The following is a 23,231-nucleotide window of genomic DNA, read 5'->3' on the forward strand; positions in this document are numbered from 1 at the left end:
GACTCTCGATGTCCGACACCACCTGCCACATGTCCATCTCCCTGGACGGCTTCGTAGCGGGTCCCGAGCAGAGCGCGGAGCATCCGCTCGGCCGAAGAGGGCACGAGCTGCACGGCTGGCACATCGGCGACCCACGGGCGACGGACGCCGACGAGCTCGCGACCGGCTGGCTCATGCGACCTCGCGGCGCCTACGTGATGGGCCGGAACATGTTCGGTCCCGTTCGCGGCGAGTGGGATGAGGATTGGCGCGGGTGGTGGGGTGACGAGCCGCCGTACCACGCGCCGGTCTTCGTGCTCACGCACCACGCACGCGACCCCATCGAGATGCAGGGTGGCACGAGCTTCCACTTCCTCACGGGCGGCTTCGACGCCGCCTACGCGAGGGCCGTCGAGGCCGCTGGAGGCAAGGGCGTCGACATCGCCGGCGGCGCTTCCACCGTTCGACAGGCGCTCAACGCGGGGGTTGTCGACGAGCTCACGCTCGACGTCGCGCCAGTGCTGCTCGGCTCCGGCGAGCGGATGTTCGACGGCGTCGAGGTGTTCGACTACGAACCCGTCGAGGTGCTGCACTCGCCCCTGTCGACGCACATCCGCTACCGGAGGTCGGCCAAGCGCTGACCGCACCGGGTCGGCAGGGGTCTGCCCGTCATCTCTCCTCGAGGGGCTCAGCTCAGCCAGCGGCCTTGCGGACGTGATCCGCGATGGTCTTCTCGGTCTCGGGGGTGAGGCTGATGAGCGCGAACGACGTCACCCAGAGGTCGCCGTCGTCGAGCTGCGCTGCCTCCTCGAACCCGAGCGTCGCGTACCTCGTCGTGAACTTCGAGGCCGCCTTGAAGAACACGACGACCTTGCCGCCGGCGTCGGTGTACGCGGGGAACCCGTACCAGGTCTTCGGCATGAGCTGCGGGGCGACCTCCTTCACGATGCGGTCGACGCCCTCGGCGAGCACTCGATCCTCGTCTGTCATCTCTGAGATGGCCTTCTGGATGGCGGCGTCGCCCGCGGCACGATTCTTCCCGGCCTTCTGCTCAGCGCGCAGCTCTGCGGCGCGCTGCTTGACCGCGTCCCGCTCGTCCTTCGACAGTCCAGCCGTCTTCTCCGCCATTGCGCGCTCCTTCTCCGTGTTCCTGACCGGTGGTTCAGGACCAAACGTACGACCCATCGGGGCTGCGCGCTTCTCTGAAGCTGCTCGGACCCGCCATCGAGGCCCCATGGCATCCCGCTCGCACCCAGCTCCGGCCAGCAGGATGGGCTGATCGTGATGGGCCGGTCTGAGGAGGCACGCATGGGACTTCGCTGGTATTCGACCGTCGTCGACGCGCACGACCACCGTGCGCTTGCGGCCTGGTGGGCGGAGACGCTCGACTGGCAGGTGAGCTTCGAGGACGAGAACGAGGCCGCGGTCATCCCCAAGTGGCTCGACGAGGAGAACCCGGGGGTGCCGTTCGAGCAGGTCGGGCCGGGACTCGTCTTCGTGCCGGTTGCGGACGAGCGGACGGTGAAGAACCGGTTGCACATCGACCTCGCCGCCCCGTTGCACGAGAGCCAGGTGGCGCACGTCGACGCGCTGCTCGCCCGCGGGGCCAGCCGAGCTGACGTGGGGCAGGGGGAGGACACCACGTGGGTCGTGCTGCGCGACCCAGAGGGCAACGAATTCTGCGTCCTCTCGTCTCGGGAGTCCTGAGCGCCGTCCCGCACACCACCCCCGCGAGTGGCCCGTCAGAATGTCGGTGGTCCGGTCCAAACTGTCGGCATGACAGATCAACGAATTGACAGAGAAGCCGAGTCCTTCGTGCGGAGCCTCGCCGGTGAGCTCCTTGCGCCGAGATCAGGGGAGTGCGTGCTCTGCTACGTCGCCGACCAGCTCGACGAGTTCGGATGCGATGGAACGCATCGGTTCTCGAAGTGGTACCAGGAGCGCCAGGCGCCGCGGGCAACCGCGCTCCTCGAGCGACTCGGCCGCATGGGCGCCTACTGCGACTGCGAGATCTTCCTGAACGCCGCTGATGCCGGCGAGGACGAGCCCCAGGTCCTGCCAGCCTGCCTGGGCGTTCGTCGCGGGTCGACGCAGCCCTGCAGGCTCTGGTGGACAGAGCGCGGAAGCGCCTACTGACCTCGGTCAGCGACGAGGGAGCGACCGCTCCGCGCAGGCGACGCACTGCTCGGCGAACGGGCGCACGCGCAGGCGCTGGTCCGGAATCCGCCTGCCGCACGTCACGCAGACACCGTAGGTGCCCGCCTCGATGCGCAGCAGCGCTGCTTCGATCTGCCGGAGCTCCGACTTCGCGGCGTCGGACTGGCCTGCGAGCCTCGACCACTCCGCCGAGAGGGGCGCCCCATCTGGGTCGTGCTCGTCGTCATCGTTGAGCGACGCACGATCATGCACCAGCGTCTCGAGGGCGGCCGCACTGCTCGCGACACGCCCTGCAGCGAGCAACCGCAGGGCCTCCAGGCGTTCCGCGTGCGTGTCAGCTCCATCCATGCCGCCATTCTCGTCCAGCACACGCCGGAAGTCCTGACGGAACCCGAACCGCCTGAACCGCCTGAAGTGCCTGAAGCGCTCAGGGGCGGCCCGGGTTGCTCACGGACAATGACGCACTACGCCATCGAACGGAGTTTTATGGACACGGACGTCGTCATCATCGGAGCCGGACTCGCCGGCCTTCGGGCAGCGCAGAGCCTCGAGTCTCGTGGACAGAGCGTGGTCGTCCTGGAGACGCACGACGAGGTCGGCGGACGAGTCCGCACCGAGGCCATCGACGGGTTCCTCTGCGACCGGGGCTTCCAGGTGCTCAACCCCGCCTACCCGGCACTCAGGGAGTGCGTCGACCTGGGGGCGCTCGACCTGCAGAGCTTCGGCGTCGGGGCGATCGTGCGATCGGGCGAGAAGGCGACGACGCTCGCGCATCCGATCCGCCACCCTCAGCACGCGCTGCCCACCCTACTGAGCGCGCACACCCCGCTCTCCGATCTCCTCGCGCTTGCCCGGTGGCTCGGCCCGACGCTGCTGAGACCCGACTCGGAGCAGGCGGGCACCGACCAGGAGCTCGGCGCCTCGTTCGACGATGCGGGGCTCACCGGCCGCCTCCGCACCGACCTGCTCGACACCTTCCTCGCCGGTGTCCTCGCCGACAGCAGCGGCACCTCGTCTGCCGCCTACGTCAAGCAGCTCGTCCGCTACTTCGCCCTTGGCGCGCCGGGACTCCCCAAGGACGGCATGCGCGCGCTGCCGGCACAGATGGCCGCGGGGCTCCACGAACCCGTGCGGCTCGGCACCGTTGCGCGCGACGTCGAGGAGACGTCTGGCGGGGTGAGGGTGACCACAGACCGCGGCACCATCCTGGCTCGCGCCGCGATCGTCGCGGTGGCGCCCGACGAACTGCCCGCGGTGACAGGCCAGACGGCGCCGAAGACCCACGGGCTGACGACCTGGTGGTTCCGGGCGACGGGTACGCCGCGAACCGGGCCCTTCCTGCTGCTCGACGCCTCGCGTGCTGGCGGGGGACCGGCTGGGCCCATCTGGAACACCGCCGTCATCTCGGAGGTCGCGCCCTCCTACGCCCCAGCAGGAGCGCACCTCGTGCAGGCGACGACCCTGCTCGATCGCCTGGACGGGCTGGCGAGCGAGGCGGAGGTGCGCCGTGATCTCGCACGCCTGTACAAGACCTCCACCGCGGATTGGGAGGTGATCACGCACCACGTCATCCCGCACACGCTCCCGGTCCAGCTGCCACCCCTGCGGGATCGCGGGCCACAGCTCCTTGGGGAGCGGGTCGTCGTGACCGGGGACCACCGCGAGACGGGGTCGATCCAAGGGGCGCTCGTCGCCGGCCAGCGAGCGGCAGCGGCAGTCGCCGAGTCCCTTGCCTGAGCCGGCCAGGAAGGGCGGCAGTCTGCGCCTGGTGTTCCCGAACCAGCTCTTCGAGGAGCACCTCGCAGCGCCGGTCGGCACCCGCTTCGTGCTGATCGAGCACGAGCTCCTCTTCCGCCAGTACCGATTCCACTCGCACAAGCTGGTCCTCCACCGGGCCTCCCTTGCGCGGTTCGCGAAGAGGCTCACCGGGCACGGCTTCGCCGTCGAGTACCTCGAGAGCAGGAAGGAGCTGCCTTCCAAGCGGCAGCTGGCCGAGCTCATCCGCCGCGAGGCGCCTCGCCGGGTCACGTGGTTCGACGTGGTCGACGACTGGCTCGAGCGCGACCTCCTCGGCGCGCTCGAAGCTGGTGGCTACACGTGGAGCGGCGACGACGAGCTCGAGTCGCCCAACTTCCTCACTGGGCGAGCCGAAATCGACGCGTGGTTCTCGGGCAACGATGCTCGCATGCACGCCTTCTACACCTGGCAGCGACGGCGACTCGGTCTCCTGCTCGACGAGGACGGTGAGCCCCTCGGCGGGCGGTGGTCGTTCGATGCCGAGAACCGCAAGAAGCTGCCCCGCGGGTATGTGCCACCGAAGGTCGCGCGCTTCGAGGGGCATCCCGTGCTGCAGCGGGAGGGGACGTTCGACCTCGACGCGCTCCTGGGGGACGAGCCGGCGGCAGGCAGCGCCGAGCCTAGGAACGCCGACGTCGAGGAGGCCATCGCGTGGGTCGGCAGCGAGTTCCCCGATGCCCCTGGCGACCCGACGACGTTCGTGTGGCCGACGGACGCCGACGAGGCCCAACGTCACCTGGCGGAGTTCGTCCGGGAGCGGCTTCGCGACTTCGGGCCCTACGAGGATGCGATCTCGAGCGAGCATCCTTTCCTCAACCACGGGCTCCTGACCCCGGCACTGAACATCGGCCTGCTGGACCCGAGGCAGGTCGTACAGGCCGCGCTCGATGCGGCCGACACGGAGACACCCCTCGCCTCCCTCGAGGGCTTCGTCCGCCAGGTCATCGGGTGGCGCGAGTACATGCGGGCCACCTACCAGGTTCGCGGTCGAGAGCTGCGGACCTCGAATGCCCTGGAGCATCACGGGCGCCTGGCCCCCGGCTGGTGGCAGGGCACGACAGGACTCGAGCCGGTCGACCTCGTCATCTCCCGTGTCCTCGAGACCGGTTACGCCCACCACATCGAGCGGCTCATGGTGCTCGGCAACGCCATGTCGCTGCTGCGCATCCACCCCGACGAGGTCTACCGCTGGTTCATGGAGCTGTTCGTCGACGCCTACGACTGGGTGATGGTGCCGAACGTCTACGCGATGAGCCAGTTCGCGGCGGGCGCGGACATCACGACCAAGCCGTACGTCTCCGGCAGCAACTACCTGCGCAAGATGTCCGACCTGCCCGCTGGCGACTGGACCGCTCGGTGGGACGCCCTCTACTGGGCCTTCGTGGACGACCATCGTGCGGTGTTCGCGCGGAACCCGCGCACCCAGATGACCGTCGCGCTCCTCGACCGGATGGAGCCGGAGAAGCGGGCCGAGCACCTGGCGACCGCGGCCGAGATCCTGCGTCCGTCAGCAGCAGCGGCAGACGCGGACCGCTGAGCGGAGAAGCCGGCCACCGCAAGGCCCGAATCCCGCATTTTCCTTCTAGGATCATGAGACGACGAGGACCGCGTCATCTCAAGATCCCGTCATCACATGATCCACGTGCAAAGGAGCCGCTCATGGGCGCGTCCATGGTCTTCCCGAACTTCCCCGTCGCCGATGTCAAGGCGGCGACCGACTTCTACGTCGGCCTCGGCTTCACCGTGAATCCGATGTTCTCCGACGACAGCACGAGCTGCATCGTCGTGAGCGAGCAGGTGGCGATCATGCTGCTGCAGACGGAGCGCTTCCAGGGCTTCCTCCCCGAGGGGGCAGAGGCGATCCTCGGTGGCAACCGTCACGAGAGCACAACAGCCCTGCTCCTCGGCAGCGACGCGGAGGTCGACGAGATCACGGCGAAGGCCGAGGCGGGTGGTGCGAAGATCCACCGTCCCGCGGAAGCCAACGAGTTCGGCATGTACGGCGCCGCCTTCGATGACCTCGACGGCCACCTGTGGGAGGTCTTCCACATGGCCGCGCCCGAGGCGTAGCCACCCGACGCCAACCCCAACAGGGGAACGCCGAGCGTGACCTCTCGGCACCTCGGCTCCACCTGCTCCATTGCCGATTGCGGCACGGGGACTGGTGGAGCCGTTTCCCGTCTGGCACGGTTAGGCGTCCACTCCACTCCCGCACCCTTGGATACGCACATGACCGAGCCTCGCCCGGCAGACAGCCCCGCCGCCGCAGCACCGCAGGTACCCCTCACGCGCAACCAGCGCCTCGACCGGCTCCCGTTCACGGGCAGGCACCGGAAGCTGCTCTTCGGCTCCGGCATCGGCTGGGCGCTCGACGCCATGGACGTGAGCCTCATCTCGTTCGTGATGGCCGCGCTCGCGGTGCAGTGGAGTCTCGACGCGACGACGCTCTCGTTCATCGCGTCCATCGGTTTCGTCGGGATGGCGATCGGGGCGAGCCTCGGCGGTCTGCTGGCCGACAAGCTCGGCCGGCGTCAGGTCTTCGCCGCCACGCTGCTCATCTACGGCCTCGCGACGGGAGCCTCGGCGCTCGCGGCGTCGGTGGCGGCGCTCATCGTGCTCCGCTTCGTCGTCGGCCTCGGGCTCGGGGCCGAGCTCCCCGTCGCGTCCACACTCGTGAGCGAGTACGCGCCGAAGCGCATCCGCGGCCGAGTCGTCGTGCTGCTCGAGGCCTTCTGGGCCGTGGGCTGGATCGGTGCCGCGCTCATCGGCGCCTTCATCATCCCGCTGTCCGACGACGGCTGGCGCTGGGCGCTGCTGACGGGTCTGCTGCCCGCGATCTACGCGGTCGTCGTGCGCTTCGGGCTGCCGGAGTCGGTGCGCTTCCTGGAGAGCAAGGGCAGATACGGGGAGGCCGAACGCGCCGTTCGGCAGTTCGAGGAGTCGGCGGGGGTGGATGCGCCGGAAGCATCGGCCGTCGAGGCCACGGACCGCGCGCAGGCCGCTGAGCGCGCGAGTGCGGCGTCCGGCGCGCGGCCGGCGCGGTGGCGTGACCTGTGGGCTCCCGCGCTGCGCCGCAGGACGGCCGCGCTCTGGGCGGTGTGGTTCTGCATCAACCTCAGCTACTACGGCGCGTTCATCTGGATCCCGAGCCTGCTGGTCGGCCAGGGGTTCACGCTCGTGAAGTCGTTCGAGTTCACGTTGATCATCACGCTCGCGCAGCTGCCTGGCTACGTCGTAGCCGCCTTCCTCATCGAGCGGATCGGCAGGAGGGCGACACTCGCGATCTTCCTGCTCGGCTCGGCGGGGGCCGCCTTCTGGTTCGGCTTCGCGACCACGGAAGGCACCATCCTGGCCGCAGGAATGTGCCTGTCGTTCTTCAACCTCGGCGCCTGGGGTGCCCTGTACGCGATCGGACCCGAGCTCTACCCGACGAGACTGCGGGCATCCGGAACGGGGGCGGCGGCCGGCTTCGGCAGGATCGCGTCGATCATCGCGCCGCTGCTTGTCCCCGTCATGCTGGCCGCCGGCGGAGGCGTGCTCGTCTTCAGCGTGTTCTCGGCGGCCTTCCTCCTCGCGGCCGCGGCGGCATTCACCCTTCCCGAGCTCATGGGCACCGAACTCGAGGAGTAGCGCTGCGCGAAGCCCGTGCTCCGTGCGCGGACCGCGCGCGCCGCAGCTCGACCGAGGCGGTCGCCGACTAGCCTGGAGCCGTGAGCGAACGACAGGATCCTTCACGACGCGGGGTCATACGGGGAAGCGCGGCGGTCGGCGGAGGAATCGCGACGGCGGCGCTGCTCGCTGCCTGCGGAGGGCCAGACAGCGAAGGCGCTGGCGGTTCCGATACGGCGGCGAGCGGATCCATCCCGCTCACCGAGGTGCCCGTGGGCGGTGGGGCCATCGTCGCAGCCACCGAGACCGTCATCACGCAGCCGGCGGCTGGCGAGTTCTTCGCCTTCAGCTCGATCTGCACGCATCAGGGCTGCCCGGTCTCGCAGGTCACCGCTGAGCACATCATCTGTCCATGCCATTCGAGCCACTACGACACGAGGACCGGCGAGCCCGTCTCCGGACCAGCCAACCAGGCCCTCGCCCCGCGCACCGTCACCGTCACCGAAACTGAGGTCGAATACTCGTGAGCATCACCAACATCGAGGCGATCCGCGACCTCGCGTCGAACGCCGGCCTGGAAGTCGAGTACTGGGGCTGGCGGGGCGAGAAGGAGCAGGTGTCGCCGGAGACGTTGGCGGCGGTGCTCGATGCGCTCGGGCTGTCGGCGAACACCGATGACGAGGTGGCCGCATCGACCGTCGCCTTCGAGGAGCGTCCGTGGCGGCGCACGGTGCCCGCCTGCACGACCGTGCGCGCGGGGAGTTCCGCGAGCGTCTTCATCCACGTGCCGCACGGCAGCGCCGTCACCGCAGAGGTTCGGCTCGAGGATGGCACCGTCCGCCAGCTCGAGCAGCTCGACAACTGGGTCGACCCGCGCAGCATCGACGGCGCGCTCGTCGGGCGAGCCACGTTCGCCGTGCCGACCGACCTGCCGACGGGCTGGCACTCGATCGCCGCCAGCGTCGGCGAGGGAGCAGCCGCCGTGGAGGAGGCGGACTCGGGCACGCTCATCGTCGTGCCGACGACCACGCCATGGCCCGAGCAGCGCTCCTGGGGACTGTTCACGCAGCTGTACCAGCTGCGCTCCTCCACGTCCTGGGGCATCGGCGACCTCCGCGATCTCTCGGTGCTGACCGCCTGGGGAGCTGAGCGCGATGCCGACTTCGTGCTCGTCAACCCGTTGAACGCGAACCCTCCGGTCTCACCACTCGAGCCGTCCCCGTACCTGCCGACCTCGAGGCAGTTCGTCGACCCCCTCATCCTCAACATCGACTGGGCTGCCGTCTTCGTCGCGGAGCGCACGCCGCTCCCAGCCTCGACGATCGAGCTCCTCTCGGGGCTCGCAGCCGCGGCCATCGTCGGGAACGGCATCGACACGATCGACCGCGACGAGGCCTGGGCGCTGAAGGAACCCGCTCTGCGCGCGCTCTTCGAGGCCTGGCGGTCGGCGAACGTGGTCGACGACGAATTCGAGGACTTCCGACGAGCCTCGGGTGAGCCACTCGAGCGGTTCGGCGTCTTCTGCGCCATCTCGAGCGTGCACGGCCGCGACTCCCGCGAGTGGCCGCGCGAGCTGGCGACGGCCAACGGAGCCGAGGTGCTCCCGTTCGCCATCGCGCACGCCGAGGACACCGAGTTCCATGTGTGGCTCCAGTGCCTCCTCGAGGTGCAGGCGAGGAGGGTGCAGTCCGAGGCCAGGGCCGCCGGGATGTCGCTGGGAGTCGTGCATGACCTCCCCGTCGGCGTGCATGCCGGTGGCGCTGACGCCTGGTCGTTCGGTGCGGCGATGGCCCGTGGCGTGACGGTCGGGGTACCTGCCGACCAGTACAACCAGTTCGGTCAGAACTGGTCCCAGCCGCCGTGGCGCCCAGACATGCTCGCCGAGCTCGGCTACGCGCCGTACCGGGACATGCTCCGCGCCGTCTTCCGCAACGCGGGCGCCGTCCGCATCGACCACATCCTTGGCTTCTTCCGCCTCTGGTGGATCCCGGAGGGGAACACCGCGAAGGACGGCTGCTTCGTGCGCACCGACGCGGAGGCGATGCTCGGCATCCTCGCGCTCGAGGCCGAGCGCGCCGGCGCCGTCGTGATCGGTGAGGACCTCGGCACGGTGCCACCCGAGGCTCGGGATGCACTGGCTGAGCGGGGCATGCTCGGCGCCTCGGTGCTCTGGTTCGAGTGGGAAGAAGACGGTGTCCCACTCGCCGCCGAGGACTACCGGCGCGCCTGCCTGGCGACGGTGACGACACATGATCTGCCGCCGACGGCCGGGTTCCTGGCCCTCGAGCATCTTGACGTTCGCGAGCGCCTCGGCCTCCTCGAGGGCTCCGTCGAAGAGGCGAGGGCCGAGGAGACCGAGACGATCTCGAAGGTCGTGGACCGCCTCCGGACGGCGGGTCTGGTGGGGGAGGAGCCCTCCAACGAGGATCTCGTCGTCGCGCTCCACGAGTACCTGGCGGCCTCCTCGGCGCAGCTCTTCGGGGTCGGGGTCTCCGATCTTGCCGGTGACCGCCGCGGCGTGAACCAGCCGGGCACGGCCGACGAGTATCCGAACTGGCGTGTCCCGATGACGGATGCGAGTGGTCGTCTGGTGCTGCTCGAGGAGCTGCTCGCCTCGCCGCTGGCGGCGAGGATCGCGGCCTCCTCGGCCAGATCTGAGTGATGTCCATGAGGCGCGTCGACCGCTGGCGGTCCCGGCGGGGTCGGGGCGTCCTCCTGGTCGGGGCGCTCGGCATCCTGCTGCTGCTCTCCGCCTGCTCGCCGGCGTGGCCCGAGCCCTCTCCCGGCCCGGCTGAGGCGGTCGACGTGATCGCCACCCCGGGGGCGACGCCGGTTCCCACGGCCACTTCGAGCCCCGTGAACGTGCAGGTCGTGGCGGCGCCGCGCGTGGCCGAGAACGAGAACCCTAAGCCGGTCGACGGCGAGCTGCGCTTCACCCGTGGGCAGTGGGCGACCGTCCTCGGCGCGAGCGGAGAGCCCGTCGGCCGCTTCACGGTGATGGGGGTCTCCTTCGGCGTGAAATGCCTCGCTGCGGACGCGCCGAAGGCGAAGGGGAGCTACGTGGCCATCCAGCTGCAGGTCGAAGGCTACGGCGCGTTGGGGGCAGAGCATGACGGCGGGGGCTACGGGCCCGTCTTCGGGTTGAACGACCTGCAGCTCCTCGAGCAGAACTCCGAGTCGCGTCTCGGCGGTTCCATCGCCGAGGACTGCATGGACGGCTCGGTGGAGCAGCGCGAGTACGGGGTCGGCACGGAGTCCGGCTACCTCGTCTTCGACGTGCCCAAGAAGAAGTTCGACGTCGTCTGGGAGTACGGCGAGCAGACATTCCGCTACGTCAACCTCATGCAGTGACGCCCCTCGTGCTCTGACGAGGGGACGCAGGGGATGCCTGCGAATCGCTTCAACCGCGGGCTCAGGTGAAGAGCTGGGGGAGGAGTGCCGCCGCCAGGGGATAGCCGAGGAACGAGACGGCATCGAGGATGAAGTGGGCGACCACGAGCCCGCCCACGCGCCCCCTGCGCAGGAACCACCACGAGAACAGCGCGCCCATGGCGACGTTCCCGATGGCCATTCCCGGCCCCTGGTACAGGTGGTAGGAACCGCGCAGCAGCGAAGAGGCGACGATGATCTGCCACGTCGCCCACCCGAGTTCACGCAGTCTCGTCACGAGATAGCCGACGACGACGACCTCCTCGAGCAGTGCCGCTCGCAGCGCGGCGAGCAGCAGCAGGATCACGGTCCACCAGGTGATCTCCTGGGCGCTCGCCTCGACCGAGAGCGTGAGGCCGAGGGCCCGCGTCGCCAGGTAGAACAAGATGCCGGGGATGCCGATGCAGGCGGCGAGCAGGAGACCATGGCCCACGTCGCGGACCGGCTGGCGCGCATCCAGACCGAGCCTCCGGAAGCCGGAGACCGTGGGTGTCCAGAGCAGCCAGATAACGAGCGCCACGGGGACGAGGTCGGTCGCGACGCTCATGAGCTGCAGGAGCGCGTCGAAGAGCGGCCTGGCGTCGCGGGAGGCGTTCAGCGTGGTGGTCTGGTCGGCGATGGCTGTGTCGCGGGTGGCCCGCTCGGCGAGCGAGATGATGGCGTAGAGGCTGGACGGGAGGATCGCCAGCGCGAGGACGATCCAGATCTCCCAGCGCGTGCGGATGCGCGCGGAACGGTCCAGGAGTGGGGGACCTTCACTGACCGTGACGTCAATGCGCGAATGTGACATGTCGGCAGTCTACGAACGCCGACGGGCTTGTGTGAGATGAACAAGACCCGTTTCGTGTGCGTAACAATCTTCTGAATTGGCAAGAGGGCGCGCGCGCGGGGGCGTAGGTTCAACGGGTATTTGTCGAGAATTCACAGAGTCCGTGGATCTTCGACGCTCACACCCCCATGTTTCCCCCAAGGAGGTCCTATGAGGACATCACGAGTTATCGCCACGGGAGCCATCGTCGCCACAAGCGCGTTGGTGCTCGCTGGCTGCTCCGCCCCGAACCGCGATCCGGAGATCGTCGGTGGCTCCGCCATCACGGTTGCCTGGAACGATCCGTTCTTCGCGTTCAACGTCAACACCTCGGCCAACAACGCCGCGGCGAACGCCAACATCGTCCACGTCACGTCGGACGGCTTCATCGACTACGACCCGACCCCTGAGCTCGTGGAGAACACCGAGTTCGGCACGGTCGAAGAGGTCTCGAGCGACCCGCTCACCATCAAGTACACGGTCAACGACGCGGTGACCTGGAGCGACGGGACGCCGTTCGACGGCGCCGACCTGCTCCTCACCTGGGCTGCCAACACGACGCACCGTTCCGCCGGCGAGGTCCCAGAGGCCGAGTACGACGACGAGGGCAACGTCACCAACCAGGACGCGATCGACGCGGCCGCAGACGCTGGCGTCTACTGGGGAACCGACCCGGCTCCCGGCCTCCAGCTCGATCTCGCCTCGGCAGTTCCGACGCTGGCCGACGACAACAAGTCGTTCACGGTCGTCTACGACCAGCCGTACGCCGACTGGAAGACCATGTTCGCGCCGGACACGACGGCGATCTCGGCACACGGCACCGTCCAGCTCGCCTACCCGGGTGAGTACGACGACGCGCAGGCCGCCAAGGATGCCTTCATCACGGCCGTCAACGACAACGACACCGCTTTCCTCGGCAAGGTCGCGTCCGAGTACCGCACGGGCTACGACTACACCTCGATGCCAGAGGAGCCGCAGAAGACGCTCTCCAACGGCCCGTACACGATCACGGATCTCGTCGAGAACCAGTACGTGACGCTCACGGCCCGCGAGGACTACACGTGGGGCCCGCTGCCGCACTACGAGACCATCACGATCCGCTTCATCCCGGACCCGCAGGCACAGGTGCAGGCGCTCCAGAACGGTGAAGTCCAGATCGTCTCCGGCCAGCCGACGACCGACCTCCTGCAGCAGCTCGAGGCCACCGAGGGCATCGAGTGGGAGTCCTCGCTCGAGGGCACCTACGAGCACGTCGACCTCCAGGTCGCCAACGGCGGCGTCTTCGACCCCGCAACCTACGGCGGCGACGAGGCCAAGGCCCAGCAGATCCGCGAGGCCTTCCTGCTCACGATCCCGCGCCAGGAGATCGTCGAGAAGCTCATCACGCCGATCGCACCGGATGCGACCACCCGCGACTCGCTCGTGTTCCTCCCCGGAGCCGACGGCTACGAGGATTCCGTCGCCGCCAGCGGCGTCGACCGCTACTCGGGCGACGACGCGGCCATCGAAGAGGCCAAGGGCCTCCTCGCGCAGGCCGGCGTTGCCAACCCGTCCGTCCGCTTCATGACGGCATCGTCGAACCCGCGCCGCCAGCAGGAGCTGCAGCTCATCAAGGCCTCGGCTGAGAAGGCCGGCTTCACGATCGTCGACGCGAGCGCCGAGGACTGGTCCACCGTGCTCACGACGCAGACCGACGCCTACGACGCAGCCCTCTTCGGATGGCAGTCCGAGGGTCTCGGTGTCGGCGAGCCGTCCCCGAACTACATCACGGGCGGCATCAACAACTACTACGGCTGGAGCGACCCCGAGCTCGACCAGATCCTCAAGGACGTCGAGGTCACCCTCGACCCGGCTGAGGCTCAGGGCAAGCTCGTCGACGCCGAGAAGATCATCATGGACAAGTCCTGGTCCGTGCCGATCTTCCAGTTCCCCGGCGTGGTCGCCTGGAGCGACCAGGTCGCGAACGTCAAGCCCGGATTCCTCTCCCCGCAGTACTTCTGGAACGCCTGGGAGTGGGCACCCGTGGAAGCCGCTGAGTAGTCACACCAGCGTCGAGCTCTCGACGCGCTGACCGCCGCGCGGTCAGACCAAGCGACGGCGGGAGTACCGTAGTCTTCTCGACTGCGGGACTCCCGCCTCGTCTGTTCGCGGCCACACCCCGGCCGAATGCCTCCTCCAGAACAGGACACCTCTGTGCTGAGATTCACCCTCCGACGCCTCTTCGTGTCGATCTTCATCCTGCTTGGCGCGCTCTTCATCGTGTACAACCTCGTCGCGATCTCGAAGGACCCGCTCGCGGACATCTTGGAGTCCACGGCTCCCAACAAGGAGCAGCTCATCGCCGCGCGCGTGGAGCTCCTGCAACTGGATGTGCCCGCCCCAGCCCGCTTCTTCCTCTGGCTCGGTGGCATCCTCGGGTTCTTCATCCCGACCTTCGACGACCCGAACGGACTGTTCGGCTTCCTCGGCAACAACTTCTCCATGGGCGTCAACATCGTCGGCCAGGACGTTGGACCGCTCATCGCCTCGGCGGTCGGCCAGACCCTGCAGCTCGTCACCGCCGCGACGCTCATCGCCGTCGTGATCGGCGTCGCCGTCGGCGTGACGACCGCTCTGCGCCAGTACTCGGGCTACGACTACACGGTGACGTTCCTGTCGTTCCTCACGTACTCGCTGCCGATCTTCTTCGTCGCCGTGCTGCTGAAGCAGTACATGGCCATCGGCTTCAACGACTTCCTGCAGGCCCCGCAGATACCGATACCGATGCTGCTGCTCATCGGCGTGGTCATCGGCTTCATCTTCATGTCGATCATCGGGGGGCCCGCAAAGACGCGAGCCATCGTGTTCGGAGCCGGCACCGCTGGCAGCATCGCGATCCTGTTCGGGATGGAACTGCTCGACTGGTTCCGGAACCCGGGCCTCGGCACGGTGCTGATCATCTTCCTCGGGCTCGCGACGGTGCTCATCACCGCGGCGCTGACCGTCGGCCTCTCGCACCGCCGCAACCTCATCGTCACCGGTGCGGTCGCGGTCGTCGGGGGAGCGCTCTGGTACCCGCTGCAGTTCGCGATGACGAACGAGATCGGCGCCTGGTTCCCGATCGTCCTCATCGTCGCCTTCACCGCCATCGCCTACTTCGCCGGCAAGTTCTTCGGCGGCCTCGACAAGCGCAACGTCGCAGGCAATGCGGCGATCGTCGGCTTCGTCGTCTCGCTGCTGCTCGTCATCGACCGCGTCATGCAGACCTGGTCCGGCTACTACGACCAGACCGGCGGGCGACCGATCGCGACGGTCGGCGCATCCAGCCCGCAGCTCGGCTCCGACCCGTCCATCTGGCTGCAGATGCTCGACGGCTTCACGCACCTGCTGCTGCCGACCATCGCGATCATGGTCATCTCCATCGCGAGCTACAGCCGATACTCCCGCTCGAGCCTGCTCGAGATCATGAACCAGGACTACGTGCGGACTGCTCGCGCGAAGGGCCTGCCGGAGCGCACGGTGGTCATGCGCCACGCACTGCGCAACTCGCTCATCCCGATCACCACGATCGTCGCGGCCGACGTCGGAGCCATCATCTCCGGCGCGATCGTGACCGAGCAGATCTTCGGCTGGAGGGCGATGGGCTCGATCTTCTCCGAGTCGCTGCGCAACGTCGACCTCAACCCGCTCATGGGCTACGTCCTCGTGACCGCCGCCCTCACGGTGATCTTCAACCTGATCGCCGACATCCTGTACTCCGTCCTCGACCCGCGAATCCGCCTGAGCTGAGAGAGGGCTGAGCTATGACGACTCCGAACTTCACTGAGATCACCTCACCCCAGCCGCACGGCCCCGGGGACGAGCTGACCATCGAGCAGCGAGAGACCATCGGCCTGAGCCAGGGCCAGATCGTCTGGCGCCGGTTCGTGCGCCACACGGGTGCGATGGTCTCGACCGCCGTCCTCCTGGTCATCGTGCTGCTCGTCTTCACCTCCGTCGGCATCGTCGTGCCGTGGTGGGACTTCTCCGAGGGCAAGTTCACGCAGATCCAGGTCCCCGGCTGGTGGGCCTATGACTGGAACTCCATCGCCCCCATCGAGAACGGCGGCAACCCGACCTTCGTGAGCCTGTTCGACTGGGGCTCGCACCCGTTCGGTCAGGACGAGATCGGCCGCGACATCTTCGCCCGCGTCATGCGCGGAACGCAGCAGTCGCTCACGGTCATGTTCATCTACGGCATCCTCGCCGCGGTCATCGGCATCATCGTCGGCGGCATCGCGGGCTACTACCGCGGATGGGTCGACAACGTGCTCATGCGCGTCACCGACCTCTTCCTCGTCATCCCGACGCTTGTCTTCGCGGCCGTCCTCGGCCAGCTCGCCGGCCAGAACGAGGTCCTCCGGGCCTACGGTGCCGTCTCGCTTGCCGTCGTGCTGGGTCTCGTCGGCTGGATGTCGCTCGCCCGCCTCGTGCGCGGGGAGTTCCTCACGCTCCGAGAGCGCGAGTTCGTCGACGCGGCTCGGGTCGCCGGTGCATCGGGGCGCCGCATCATCTTCCGCCACATCCTGCCGAACGCCCTCGGCGTGGTCATTGTCTCCACGACCCTGCTCATGAGCGCGGCCATCATCCTCGAGGCCAACCTGTCGTTCCTGGGCTTCGGCATCCAGCCGCCAGACGTCTCGCTCGGCCAGATCGTGCAGGAGTACCAGGGCGCGTTCGCCACTCGCCCGTGGCTGTTCTGGTTCCCGGGTGCCTTCATCGTCGCCATCGCGCTGTGCATCAACTTCATCGGCGACGGACTGCGCGACGCGTTCGACCCGCGCCAGCGCAAGATCCCCGGCAACGGCACCTGGTCGCGCATGTGGCGCACGCTCACGTCGCGCGACGGCCGCCCCACCAAGGGCGACACGAGCACGGGTGGCGCAAGCACGGGTGACGCGAGCAAGGCGGATGCGTGACGCGCCTCGTCGCAGAGCACGCCCCTCGCCTGGTCCTCGCCGGGCTAGATGGCGATGAGCGCGCCGACCACGAGCACCGTCGTGATGAGCACCACCGTGTTCAGCACGTTCTGGGTGCGCACGACCGGACCGATCGGCGTTCCGGCGTCTCGCTGCTGCTGAGCCCGGCGATGCGTGAGGTTCACGGCGGCGTCGCCGGAGTAGGTTCCGGGAGCCGCGCTCGTGCGGATGCTCTGGGACTCGTCCGTGAGCCGGCGCGGGTCCTTCCACAGGAGCGGATCGCGCGGGTCCATGCGCTCAGCGCTGAGTCGGTCGGGCGGGGGAGCAGCCCACGCGCTGACCTTGCCCTCCGGCGTCGTGACGGTGAAGCCGCGCGTCGTCTCGACGAGCTCGATCTGCCCGTAGGGCACGACCGTCTTCTTGAGCGGGTTGTTCACCTCGAGCGCATCGTCCGTGAAGACGACGCTCGGGCTCACCAGGGTGATCCATCCGAGGCCGAGGGCCAGGATGGGCAGCGGCAGCACCGAGAGCAGGTGCCGCTCGGCTCCCGGAGTGATCATCACGGAGATGACGGCGACGAGCGCCATCGCGGCGATGACGCCGTAGACGACAAGACCCATACGGGGGCGGAGAACGGTTCGCTCGGACACCCGCCCATTCTCGCAGAGGCCGCACGGCCCACACCCCAGACAGCACGCGCTGCAACCGCAGCCCACCGGGAGGCACGCTCATGAGCACGACTTCACGCAAAGACGACGCGACGCCGATCCTCGAGGTCCAGGATCTGAGTGTCGAGTTCTGGGTCGGCGGCGACTGGGTCACCGCCGCGAAGGACATCAACTACGTGGTCCGGCCGGGCGAGGTGCTCGCCATCGTCGGCGAGTCGGGTTCCGGCAAGTCCGTGTCGTCCATGACGCTCCTCGACCTCCTCCCGAAGAATGGGCGCACCTCCGGCAGCGCGAAGCTCAACGGCACCGAGCTCATCGGGGCGCCGCAGTCGACGCTGCGCCGCGCTCGAGGCAACGACATCGCGGTGATCTTCCAGGAGCCCATGACGGCGCTCAACCCGGTGCTGACGATCGGGTTCCAGATCTCCGAGGCGCTGCGCATCCACAACCCCACGATGACGCCGAACGCCGCCAGGGAGCGCGCGCTCGAGCTCCTGCGTCTCGTCGAGATGCCCAACCCGGCGAAGGCGTTCGACTCGTACCCGCACCAGCTCTCCGGCGGACAGCGGCAGCGCGCCATGATCGCGCAGTCGCTCAGCTGCGACCCTGACCTCCTCATCGCCGACGAGCCGACGACGGCCCTCGACGTGACGATCCAGGCCGAGATCCTCGAGCTCATGCGGTCACTGCACGAGCGCCTCAACTCGGCGATCGTCATCATCACGCACGACATGGGCGTGGTCGCCGACATCGCCGACAACGTCATCGTGATGAAGGGCGGCGAGATCGTCGAGCGCGGCACCGTGCGAGAGATCTTCAAGAACCCGCAGCACGCCTACACCAAGACGCTGCTCGACGCGGTTCCGCACCTGGGCACAGGAGAGGCGAGCGGGCTGGATGCGCGCGAGTTCACGGGCGAGCCGGCGCTCGTCGTGCAGAACGCCGACATCGAGTACCCGAAGCAGGGCCGCGTCCCCGCGTTCAAGGCCGTCGAGGACGCGACCTTCGAGATCTACCCGGGCGAGATCGTGAGCGTCGTCGGAGAGTCGGGATCGGGGAAGACCACGGTCGCTCGCGCGGTCGTCGGGCTGCTGCCGGTCGCCGCCGGCTCGATGAAGCTCAACGGCGTCGAGCTGAACGGGGTCTCGAGGCACGACCTCGCCAAGGTGCGCCGCGATATCGGCATCGTCTTCCAGGACCCGGGCTCGTCGCTCAACCCGAGGTGGCCCGTCGGGCAGTCGATCGCGGAGCCGCTCATCCTCGAGAAGAAGCTGACGAAGGCGGAGATCGAGGCCAGAGTCGGCGAGCTGCTCGACCAGGTCGAGCTTCCCCGCTCGTTCCGCAACCGCTACCCGAACGAGCTGTCCGGCGGACAGCGTCAGCGCATCGGCATCGCGCGCGCCCTGGCGCTCGAGCCGAAGCTCCTCGTCGCCGATGAGCCCACCTCCGCCCTGGACGTGTCGGTGCAGAAGCGCGTGCTCGAGCTGCTCGTCGAGATCCAGCAGCGGCTGCAGTTCGCCGTGCTGTTCGTGACGCACGACCTGGCCGTCGTCGACCAGCTGGCGAACCGAGTCATCGTCATGAACCACGGCAAGATCGTGGAGCAGGGGCCGACGGACCAGATCCTCCGTGCTCCGCAGGACCCGTACACGCAGCGCCTCGTCGCCGCCGTGCCGGTGCCGGACCCTGACGAGCAGGCGATCCGCCGAGCCGAGCGGGCCGCGCTCAAGCGCGCAACCGAGGGCGCGGTCACGGCCGAGGTCCTCGGCGACGACATCGTGGCCTCGGATGCTCCTTCGGCGCAGCAGGAGGACATCCTGCGCGCCGAGGCGGAGGAGCGGGAATCCGGCCAGTGACTCGATAGAAACTTCGGCCAGCGTGGGGGCGATCTCACGCTGGTCGGGAGGCGTGTCCTCCGTGACGTAGGATGAACTGCCCTTTTCTCAAATGAAAGCACCCTTGAATGACTGCTGTGCCTGTCGCCCACCGTTCTGAACTCCGTAACGTCGCCATCGTGGCGCACGTCGACCACGGCAAGACGACCCTCGTCGACGCCATGCTGAAGCAGACGGGCTCGTTTGGCGAGCACGACAGCAACTCGACCGAAGCCCGAGTCATGGACTCGAACGACCTCGAGCGTGAAAAGGGCATCACCATCCTCGCCAAGAACACGGCGATCTCCTACAAGGGGAAGCACGCCACGGATGGCCCGATCACGATCAACGTGATCGACACCCCTGGCCACGCCGACTTCGGTGGCGAGGTCGAGCGCGGCCTGTCCATGGTCGACGGTGTCGTCCTCCTCGTCGACGCCTCCGAGGGGCCCCTCCCGCAGACCCGCTTCGTGCTCCGCAAGGCGCTCGCCGCGAACCTCCCGGTCATCCTGTGCGTCAACAAGACCGACCGTCCGGACGCGCGCATCGACGAGGTCGTCGCCGAGAGCCAGGACCTGCTCCTCGGTCTCGCCTCCGACATGGCCGATGAGGCGCCCGATCTCGACATCGACGCGCTCCTCGACCTGCCCGTCCTCTACGCCTCGGGCCGTGCTGGTGCCGCTTCGCACAACCAGCCCGCCGACGGCGAGCTGCCGGACAACGACGACCTCGAGCCGCTCTTCGAGACGATCCTCAAGCACATCCAGCCGCCGGCCTTCGACCCGGAGGCGCCGCTGCAGGCGCACGTGACGAACCTGGACAGCTCGCCGTTCCTCGGTCGTCTCGCTCTGCTGCGCGTCTTCAACGGCACGCTCAAGAAGGGCCAGAACGTGGCCTGGGTGAAGAACGACGGCTCGGTGCACAACGTGCGCATCACGGAGCTGCTCGAGACGAAGGCGCTCGACCGCGTCCCCACCGACTCCGCTGGCCCCGGTGACATCGTCGCCGTCGCCGGCATCCCCGAGATCATGATCGGCGAGACGATCGCCGACCCGGAGGACATCCGTCCGCTTCCCGGCATCACGGTCGACGAGCCCGCCATCTCGATGACGATCGGCACGAACACCTCGCCCATCATGGGCAAGGTCAAGGGCCACAAGCTCACCTCGCGCATGGTCAAGGACCGCCTCGACCGCGAGCTCATCGGCAACGTCTCGATCCGCGTCCTCGACATCGGGCGCCCGGACGCCTGGGAAGTCCAGGGCCGTGGCGAGCTCGCGCTCTCCGTCCTCATCGAGAACATGCGCCGCGAGGGCTTCGAGCTCACCGCCGGCAAGCCGCAGGTGGTCACGAAGATCGTCGACGGCAAGACCCACGAGCCGTTCGAGCACCTCACGATCGACTCGCCGGAGGAGCACCTCGGCGCCATCACGCAGCTCCTCGCCGCGCGCAAGGGCCGCATGGAGTCGATGTCGAACCACGGCACGGGCTGGGTCCGCATGGAGTTCATCATCCCGTCGCGAGGCCTCATCGGCTTCCGCAGCGAGTTCATGACGAGCACGCGTGGAACCGGTATCGCGAACGCCATCTCGCACGGCTACGAGCCGTGGGCCGGCCAGATCACGACCCGCATCTCGGGTTCGATCGTCGCCGACCGCGCGGGAGTCGCGACGCCGTTCGCGATGCAGGCACTGCAGGAGCGCATGTCGTTCTTTGTGCAGCCGACCGAAGAGGTCTACGAGGGCATGGTCATCGGCGAGAACTCGCGCGCCGACGACATGGACGTCAACGTGACCAAGGAGAAGAAGCTCACGAACATGCGTTCCGCCAACGCGGACACGTTCGAGTCGATGACGCCTTCTCGCCAGCTCACGCTCGAGGAGTGCCTCGAGTTCGCCCGCGAGGACGAGTGCGTCGAGGTCACGCCCGAGAAGATCCGCATCCGCAAGCTGCTCCTCGACGGCAACGCGCGTGCGCGTGCCACGTCGCGCGCCAAGAAGCAGTAGTTGCGCGTGCGCCCTCGCACGGCAACACGTGAACAGTAAGGTCGTATGACGGAAGTCATCGAACAGCCTGCCGCAGAGCAGCGAACCGGGGAACGCATCCTCGGGGCGCTGCTCTACGCGCTTTTCGGCCTCATCGTCGGCACCGTGACGACGTTCCTCCACCGTGGCCGCGTCGAGCTCTTCGAGACGACGCTCTGGGTGGGCATCGTGCTCGGCCTCGCCTGCATCCTCTGCCTCGGCATCGGCCTGCGCCTGTACCTCGTCGACCGGTGGATGAGCACCGGGTTCGCGGTGGGGGTCATCGTCGCGGTCGTCGGCCTCGGCGTCTGGAATCCGGGCTCGAGCGTCGTCGTGGTCGGCGACGTGGTCGGCCTCGCGTGGCTCGCGCTTGCGTCCCTCGTCGCGGCGGGCTGCGCGTTCTGGCCGGCCCTGCCCAGTCGCCGATCGCGAACGGCGACCGGCGGCGGCGAGTACGATGAGAGATCGCAACCGAGCTAGGAGGAGTCACCTCAGTGACCTACGTCATCGCCCTTCCCTGTGTCGACGTGAAGGACCGGGCCTGCATCGATGAGTGCCCCGTCGACTGCATCTACGAGGGCGACCGGATGCTCTACATCCACCCCGACGAGTGCGTCGACTGCGGTGCCTGCGAACCCGTCTGCCCTGTCGAGGCCATCTACTACGAGGACGACCTGCCGGAGGAGTGGAGCGAGTACTACACCGCGAACGTCGACTTCTTCTCCGAGATCGGCTCGCCAGGGGGAGCGGCGAAGGTCGGCGTCATCCACCATGACCACCCGGTCATCGCGGCGCTCGAACCGCAGGGAGAGGGCGCGTGACGCTCGGCGAGCTGCCTGACTACCCCTGGGACCAGCTGAAGCCCTACATCGACCAGGCGAACGCGCACCCGGATGGTGCCCTCGACCTCTCGATCGGCTCTCCCGTCGACCCGACGCCGGAGGTCGTTCGCGCGGCGCTGCGGCAGCACGCCGACGCGCACTCCTACCCGACCACGATCGGCACACCGGAAGCCAGGGACGCCGTCGTCGCCTGGTTCGCGCGGTGCCGTGGCGTGAGCGGTCTGCTGCGCTCGAACACGATGCTCACGGTCGGCTCGAAGGAGTTCGTCGCGACGACGGCCTTCTTCCTGCGACTCGGCGAGGGCGACACGGTCGTCTACCCTGCCCGGGCCTACCCGACGTACGAGATCGGCGCGGTCTTCGCCGGAGCCCAGGGCTTCGCGGGCGACGACCCCGCGGCCTGGCCGGAATCGACGAAGCTCATCTGGCTCAACAGCCCAGGCAACCCCGACGGCCGAGTGCTCGGCGTCGAGGAGCTCGCGGCAGCCGTCGCCCGTGCTCGCGAGCTGGGCGCCGTCATCGTCAACGACGAGTGCTACGCGGAACTCGGCTGGGGGGACTGGTCGGGGGAGCGCATCCCGAGCATCCTCGACGAGCGGGTCACGGGTGGAGATCTCAGCAACATCCTCGCGTGCTCGTCCCTCTCGAAGCGGTCGAATCTGGCGGGCTACCGGGCGGCCTACGTCGCGGGTGACGCGCAGCTCATCTCGCGCCTGCTCACGGCACGCAAGCACGCGGGGCTCATCGTCCCGGCCCCGGTGCAGGCGGCCGTCGTGGCTGCGCTCGGCGACGACGAGCATGCCGTCGAGCAGTACAACCGCTACCTCCGTCGCCGAGAGGTGCTCCTTCCCGCGCTCCAGGCGTGGGGGCTGCGTATCGAGCACAGCGAGGCGGGCCTCTACCTGTGGGGCACCAAGGGCGACGACTCCTGGGCAACGATCGAGGAGCTCGCAGAGCTCGGCATCATCGCGGGTCCCGGGGTCTTCTACGGCGAGGCCGGCGGACGGCACGTCCGAGTCTCCCTGACGGCCACGGATGCGCACGTCGACGAGGCCGCGCGGCGCCTCATCGCGGCCAGTCCTGACCATTCCGCGCAAGCTCAGTAGG

22 protein-coding genes are annotated in these 23,231 nt (G+C 68.4%); 18 read left to right on the top strand and 4 right to left on the bottom strand.

Annotated features, from left to right (window positions below):
• Positions 1–8: 8 nt before the first annotated feature.
• Positions 9–620, top strand: a complete 612-nt coding sequence (locus C5E05_RS00380) for a dihydrofolate reductase family protein (RefSeq protein ID WP_104340806.1) — start codon at positions 9–11, stop codon at positions 618–620.
• Positions 621–672: 52 nt separating this feature from the next.
• On the opposite strand, the gene C5E05_RS00385 is transcribed toward C5E05_RS00380, so the two are convergent.
• Positions 673–1,107 (bottom strand): hypothetical protein, encoded by a 435-nt coding sequence (locus tag C5E05_RS00385; protein WP_104340807.1) that lies wholly within the window; start codon positions 1,105–1,107, stop codon positions 673–675.
• 180 nt (positions 1,108–1,287) lie between these two features.
• Here C5E05_RS00385 and C5E05_RS00390 point away from each other — a divergent pair, with 180 nt between their 5' ends.
• On the top strand, positions 1,288–1,686 hold the full coding sequence (locus C5E05_RS00390; RefSeq protein ID WP_104241621.1) for a VOC family protein: 399 nt from the start codon (positions 1,288–1,290) through the stop codon (positions 1,684–1,686).
• 69 nt (positions 1,687–1,755) lie between these two features.
• Positions 1,756–2,115, top strand: coding sequence for a DUF2695 domain-containing protein (locus C5E05_RS00395; protein ID WP_104340808.1), 360 nt, complete (start codon positions 1,756–1,758; stop codon positions 2,113–2,115).
• Between the two features lie 6 nt (positions 2,116–2,121).
• Here the strand turns inward: C5E05_RS00395 and C5E05_RS00400 are convergent, their stop codons facing one another.
• The gene (locus C5E05_RS00400; RefSeq protein WP_104340809.1) at positions 2,122–2,484 is read right to left on the bottom strand and encodes a TraR/DksA C4-type zinc finger protein; all 363 of its coding nucleotides are present in this window, start codon (positions 2,482–2,484) and stop codon (positions 2,122–2,124) included.
• A gap of 138 nt (positions 2,485–2,622) precedes the next feature.
• Between C5E05_RS00400 and C5E05_RS00405 the strand changes: the two genes are divergently transcribed.
• The 7 genes from C5E05_RS00405 (at position 2,623) to C5E05_RS00435 (ending at position 10,893) form a co-directional block, all read left to right on the top strand.
• The gene (locus C5E05_RS00405) at positions 2,623–3,873 is read left to right on the top strand and encodes an NAD(P)/FAD-dependent oxidoreductase (RefSeq protein WP_104340810.1); all 1,251 of its coding nucleotides are present in this window, start codon (positions 2,623–2,625) and stop codon (positions 3,871–3,873) included.
• A gap of 31 nt (positions 3,874–3,904) precedes the next feature.
• Entirely contained in the window at positions 3,905–5,470 is a 1,566-nt protein-coding gene (locus C5E05_RS00410; RefSeq protein WP_258064729.1) for a cryptochrome/photolyase family protein, read from the top strand.
• A gap of 122 nt (positions 5,471–5,592) precedes the next feature.
• The gene (locus C5E05_RS00415) at positions 5,593–6,003 is read left to right on the top strand and encodes a VOC family protein (RefSeq protein WP_104298544.1); all 411 of its coding nucleotides are present in this window, start codon (positions 5,593–5,595) and stop codon (positions 6,001–6,003) included.
• Between the two features lie 159 nt (positions 6,004–6,162).
• Positions 6,163–7,563 carry an MFS transporter gene (locus C5E05_RS00420; RefSeq protein WP_104306965.1) on the top strand — a complete coding sequence of 467 codons (1,401 nt, stop codon included), beginning with the start codon at positions 6,163–6,165 and terminating at the stop codon, positions 7,561–7,563.
• Between the two features lie 80 nt (positions 7,564–7,643).
• A complete protein-coding gene (locus C5E05_RS00425) occupies positions 7,644–8,069 on the top strand; it encodes a Rieske (2Fe-2S) protein (protein WP_104340812.1) in 426 nt (141 codons plus the stop codon).
• On the top strand, positions 8,066–10,204 hold the full coding sequence (gene malQ / locus C5E05_RS00430; RefSeq protein WP_104340813.1) for a 4-alpha-glucanotransferase: 2,139 nt from the start codon (positions 8,066–8,068) through the stop codon (positions 10,202–10,204). The genes C5E05_RS00425 and malQ overlap by 4 nt, the downstream gene beginning before the upstream one ends.
• A gap of 5 nt (positions 10,205–10,209) precedes the next feature.
• Positions 10,210–10,893 carry a hypothetical protein gene (locus C5E05_RS00435; RefSeq protein WP_146080977.1) on the top strand — a complete coding sequence of 228 codons (684 nt, stop codon included), beginning with the start codon at positions 10,210–10,212 and terminating at the stop codon, positions 10,891–10,893.
• Positions 10,894–10,954: 61 nt separating this feature from the next.
• Here the strand turns inward: C5E05_RS00435 and C5E05_RS00440 are convergent, their stop codons facing one another.
• Positions 10,955–11,761 carry a CPBP family intramembrane glutamic endopeptidase gene (locus C5E05_RS00440; protein WP_104241611.1) on the bottom strand — a complete coding sequence of 269 codons (807 nt, stop codon included), beginning with the start codon at positions 11,759–11,761 and terminating at the stop codon, positions 10,955–10,957.
• Between the two features lie 189 nt (positions 11,762–11,950).
• On the opposite strand from C5E05_RS00440, the gene C5E05_RS00445 reads away from it, so the two are divergent.
• The 3 genes from C5E05_RS00445 to C5E05_RS00455 all read left to right on the top strand — a co-directional run bounded on the left by C5E05_RS00445 (position 11,951) and on the right by C5E05_RS00455 (position 16,716).
• Positions 11,951–13,819, top strand: a complete 1,869-nt coding sequence (locus tag C5E05_RS00445; RefSeq protein ID WP_104241610.1) for an ABC transporter family substrate-binding protein — start codon at positions 11,951–11,953, stop codon at positions 13,817–13,819.
• Between the two features lie 153 nt (positions 13,820–13,972).
• A complete protein-coding gene (locus C5E05_RS00450) occupies positions 13,973–15,547 on the top strand; it encodes an ABC transporter permease (RefSeq protein WP_104241609.1) in 1,575 nt (524 codons plus the stop codon).
• Between the two features lie 14 nt (positions 15,548–15,561).
• Positions 15,562–16,716, top strand: a complete 1,155-nt coding sequence (locus C5E05_RS00455) for an ABC transporter permease (protein ID WP_104340815.1) — start codon at positions 15,562–15,564, stop codon at positions 16,714–16,716.
• A 44-nt stretch (positions 16,717–16,760) separates the two neighbouring features.
• Here C5E05_RS00455 and C5E05_RS00460 read toward each other — a convergent pair whose 3' ends face one another.
• Complete coding sequence (locus C5E05_RS00460) at positions 16,761–17,366, bottom strand: hypothetical protein (protein ID WP_146080502.1); 606 nt, start codon at positions 17,364–17,366, stop codon at positions 16,761–16,763.
• 80 nt (positions 17,367–17,446) lie between these two features.
• Here C5E05_RS00460 and C5E05_RS00465 point away from each other — a divergent pair, with 80 nt between their 5' ends.
• The 5 genes from C5E05_RS00465 to dapC all read left to right on the top strand — a co-directional run bounded on the left by C5E05_RS00465 (position 17,447) and on the right by dapC (position 23,230).
• Complete coding sequence (locus C5E05_RS00465; protein ID WP_104340816.1) at positions 17,447–19,240, top strand: ABC transporter ATP-binding protein; 1,794 nt, start codon at positions 17,447–17,449, stop codon at positions 19,238–19,240.
• A gap of 107 nt (positions 19,241–19,347) precedes the next feature.
• The gene (gene typA, locus C5E05_RS00470) at positions 19,348–21,264 is read left to right on the top strand and encodes a translational GTPase TypA (protein WP_104241605.1); all 1,917 of its coding nucleotides are present in this window, start codon (positions 19,348–19,350) and stop codon (positions 21,262–21,264) included.
• Positions 21,265–21,309: 45 nt separating this feature from the next.
• Positions 21,310–21,762, top strand: a complete 453-nt coding sequence (locus C5E05_RS00475) for a hypothetical protein (RefSeq protein WP_104306957.1) — start codon at positions 21,310–21,312, stop codon at positions 21,760–21,762.
• Positions 21,763–21,776: 14 nt separating this feature from the next.
• Positions 21,777–22,103, top strand: coding sequence for a ferredoxin (fdxA, locus tag C5E05_RS00480; RefSeq protein ID WP_104241603.1), 327 nt, complete (start codon positions 21,777–21,779; stop codon positions 22,101–22,103).
• The gene (gene dapC, locus C5E05_RS00485; protein ID WP_104340817.1) at positions 22,100–23,230 is read left to right on the top strand and encodes a succinyldiaminopimelate transaminase; all 1,131 of its coding nucleotides are present in this window, start codon (positions 22,100–22,102) and stop codon (positions 23,228–23,230) included. Before fdxA ends, dapC begins: the two co-directional genes overlap by 4 nt.
• The last annotated feature ends 1 nt before the right edge of the window (position 23,231 follow it).

The organism is Pseudoclavibacter sp. AY1H1 (genome assembly GCF_002931055.1).
Taxonomy (GTDB): Bacteria; Actinomycetota; Actinomycetes; order Actinomycetales; family Microbacteriaceae; genus Pseudoclavibacter.

Bases quoted from the DNA above. Each gene is read 5' to 3' on its own strand.
- C5E05_RS00380 (WP_104340806.1), top strand. From the start codon at position 9: ATGTCCGACACCACCTGCCACATGTCCATCTCCCTGGACGGCTTCGTA.
- C5E05_RS00385 (WP_104340807.1), bottom strand. From the start codon at position 1,107: ATGGCGGAGAAGACGGCTGGACTGTCGAAGGACGAGCGGGACGCGGTC.
- C5E05_RS00390 (WP_104241621.1), top strand. From the start codon at position 1,288: ATGGGACTTCGCTGGTATTCGACCGTCGTCGACGCGCACGACCACCGT.
- C5E05_RS00395 (WP_104340808.1), top strand. From the start codon at position 1,756: ATGACAGATCAACGAATTGACAGAGAAGCCGAGTCCTTCGTGCGGAGC.
- C5E05_RS00400 (WP_104340809.1), bottom strand. From the start codon at position 2,484: ATGGATGGAGCTGACACGCACGCGGAACGCCTGGAGGCCCTGCGGTTG.
- C5E05_RS00405 (WP_104340810.1), top strand. From the start codon at position 2,623: ATGGACACGGACGTCGTCATCATCGGAGCCGGACTCGCCGGCCTTCGG.
- C5E05_RS00415 (WP_104298544.1), top strand. From the start codon at position 5,593: ATGGGCGCGTCCATGGTCTTCCCGAACTTCCCCGTCGCCGATGTCAAG.
- C5E05_RS00420 (WP_104306965.1), top strand. From the start codon at position 6,163: ATGACCGAGCCTCGCCCGGCAGACAGCCCCGCCGCCGCAGCACCGCAG.
- C5E05_RS00435 (WP_146080977.1), top strand. From the start codon at position 10,210: ATGAGGCGCGTCGACCGCTGGCGGTCCCGGCGGGGTCGGGGCGTCCTC.
- C5E05_RS00440 (WP_104241611.1), bottom strand. From the start codon at position 11,761: ATGTCACATTCGCGCATTGACGTCACGGTCAGTGAAGGTCCCCCACTC.
- C5E05_RS00445 (WP_104241610.1), top strand. From the start codon at position 11,951: ATGAGGACATCACGAGTTATCGCCACGGGAGCCATCGTCGCCACAAGC.
- C5E05_RS00455 (WP_104340815.1), top strand. From the start codon at position 15,562: ATGACGACTCCGAACTTCACTGAGATCACCTCACCCCAGCCGCACGGC.
- C5E05_RS00465 (WP_104340816.1), top strand. From the start codon at position 17,447: ATGAGCACGACTTCACGCAAAGACGACGCGACGCCGATCCTCGAGGTC.
- typA (WP_104241605.1), top strand. From the start codon at position 19,348: ATGACTGCTGTGCCTGTCGCCCACCGTTCTGAACTCCGTAACGTCGCC.
- C5E05_RS00475 (WP_104306957.1), top strand. From the start codon at position 21,310: ATGACGGAAGTCATCGAACAGCCTGCCGCAGAGCAGCGAACCGGGGAA.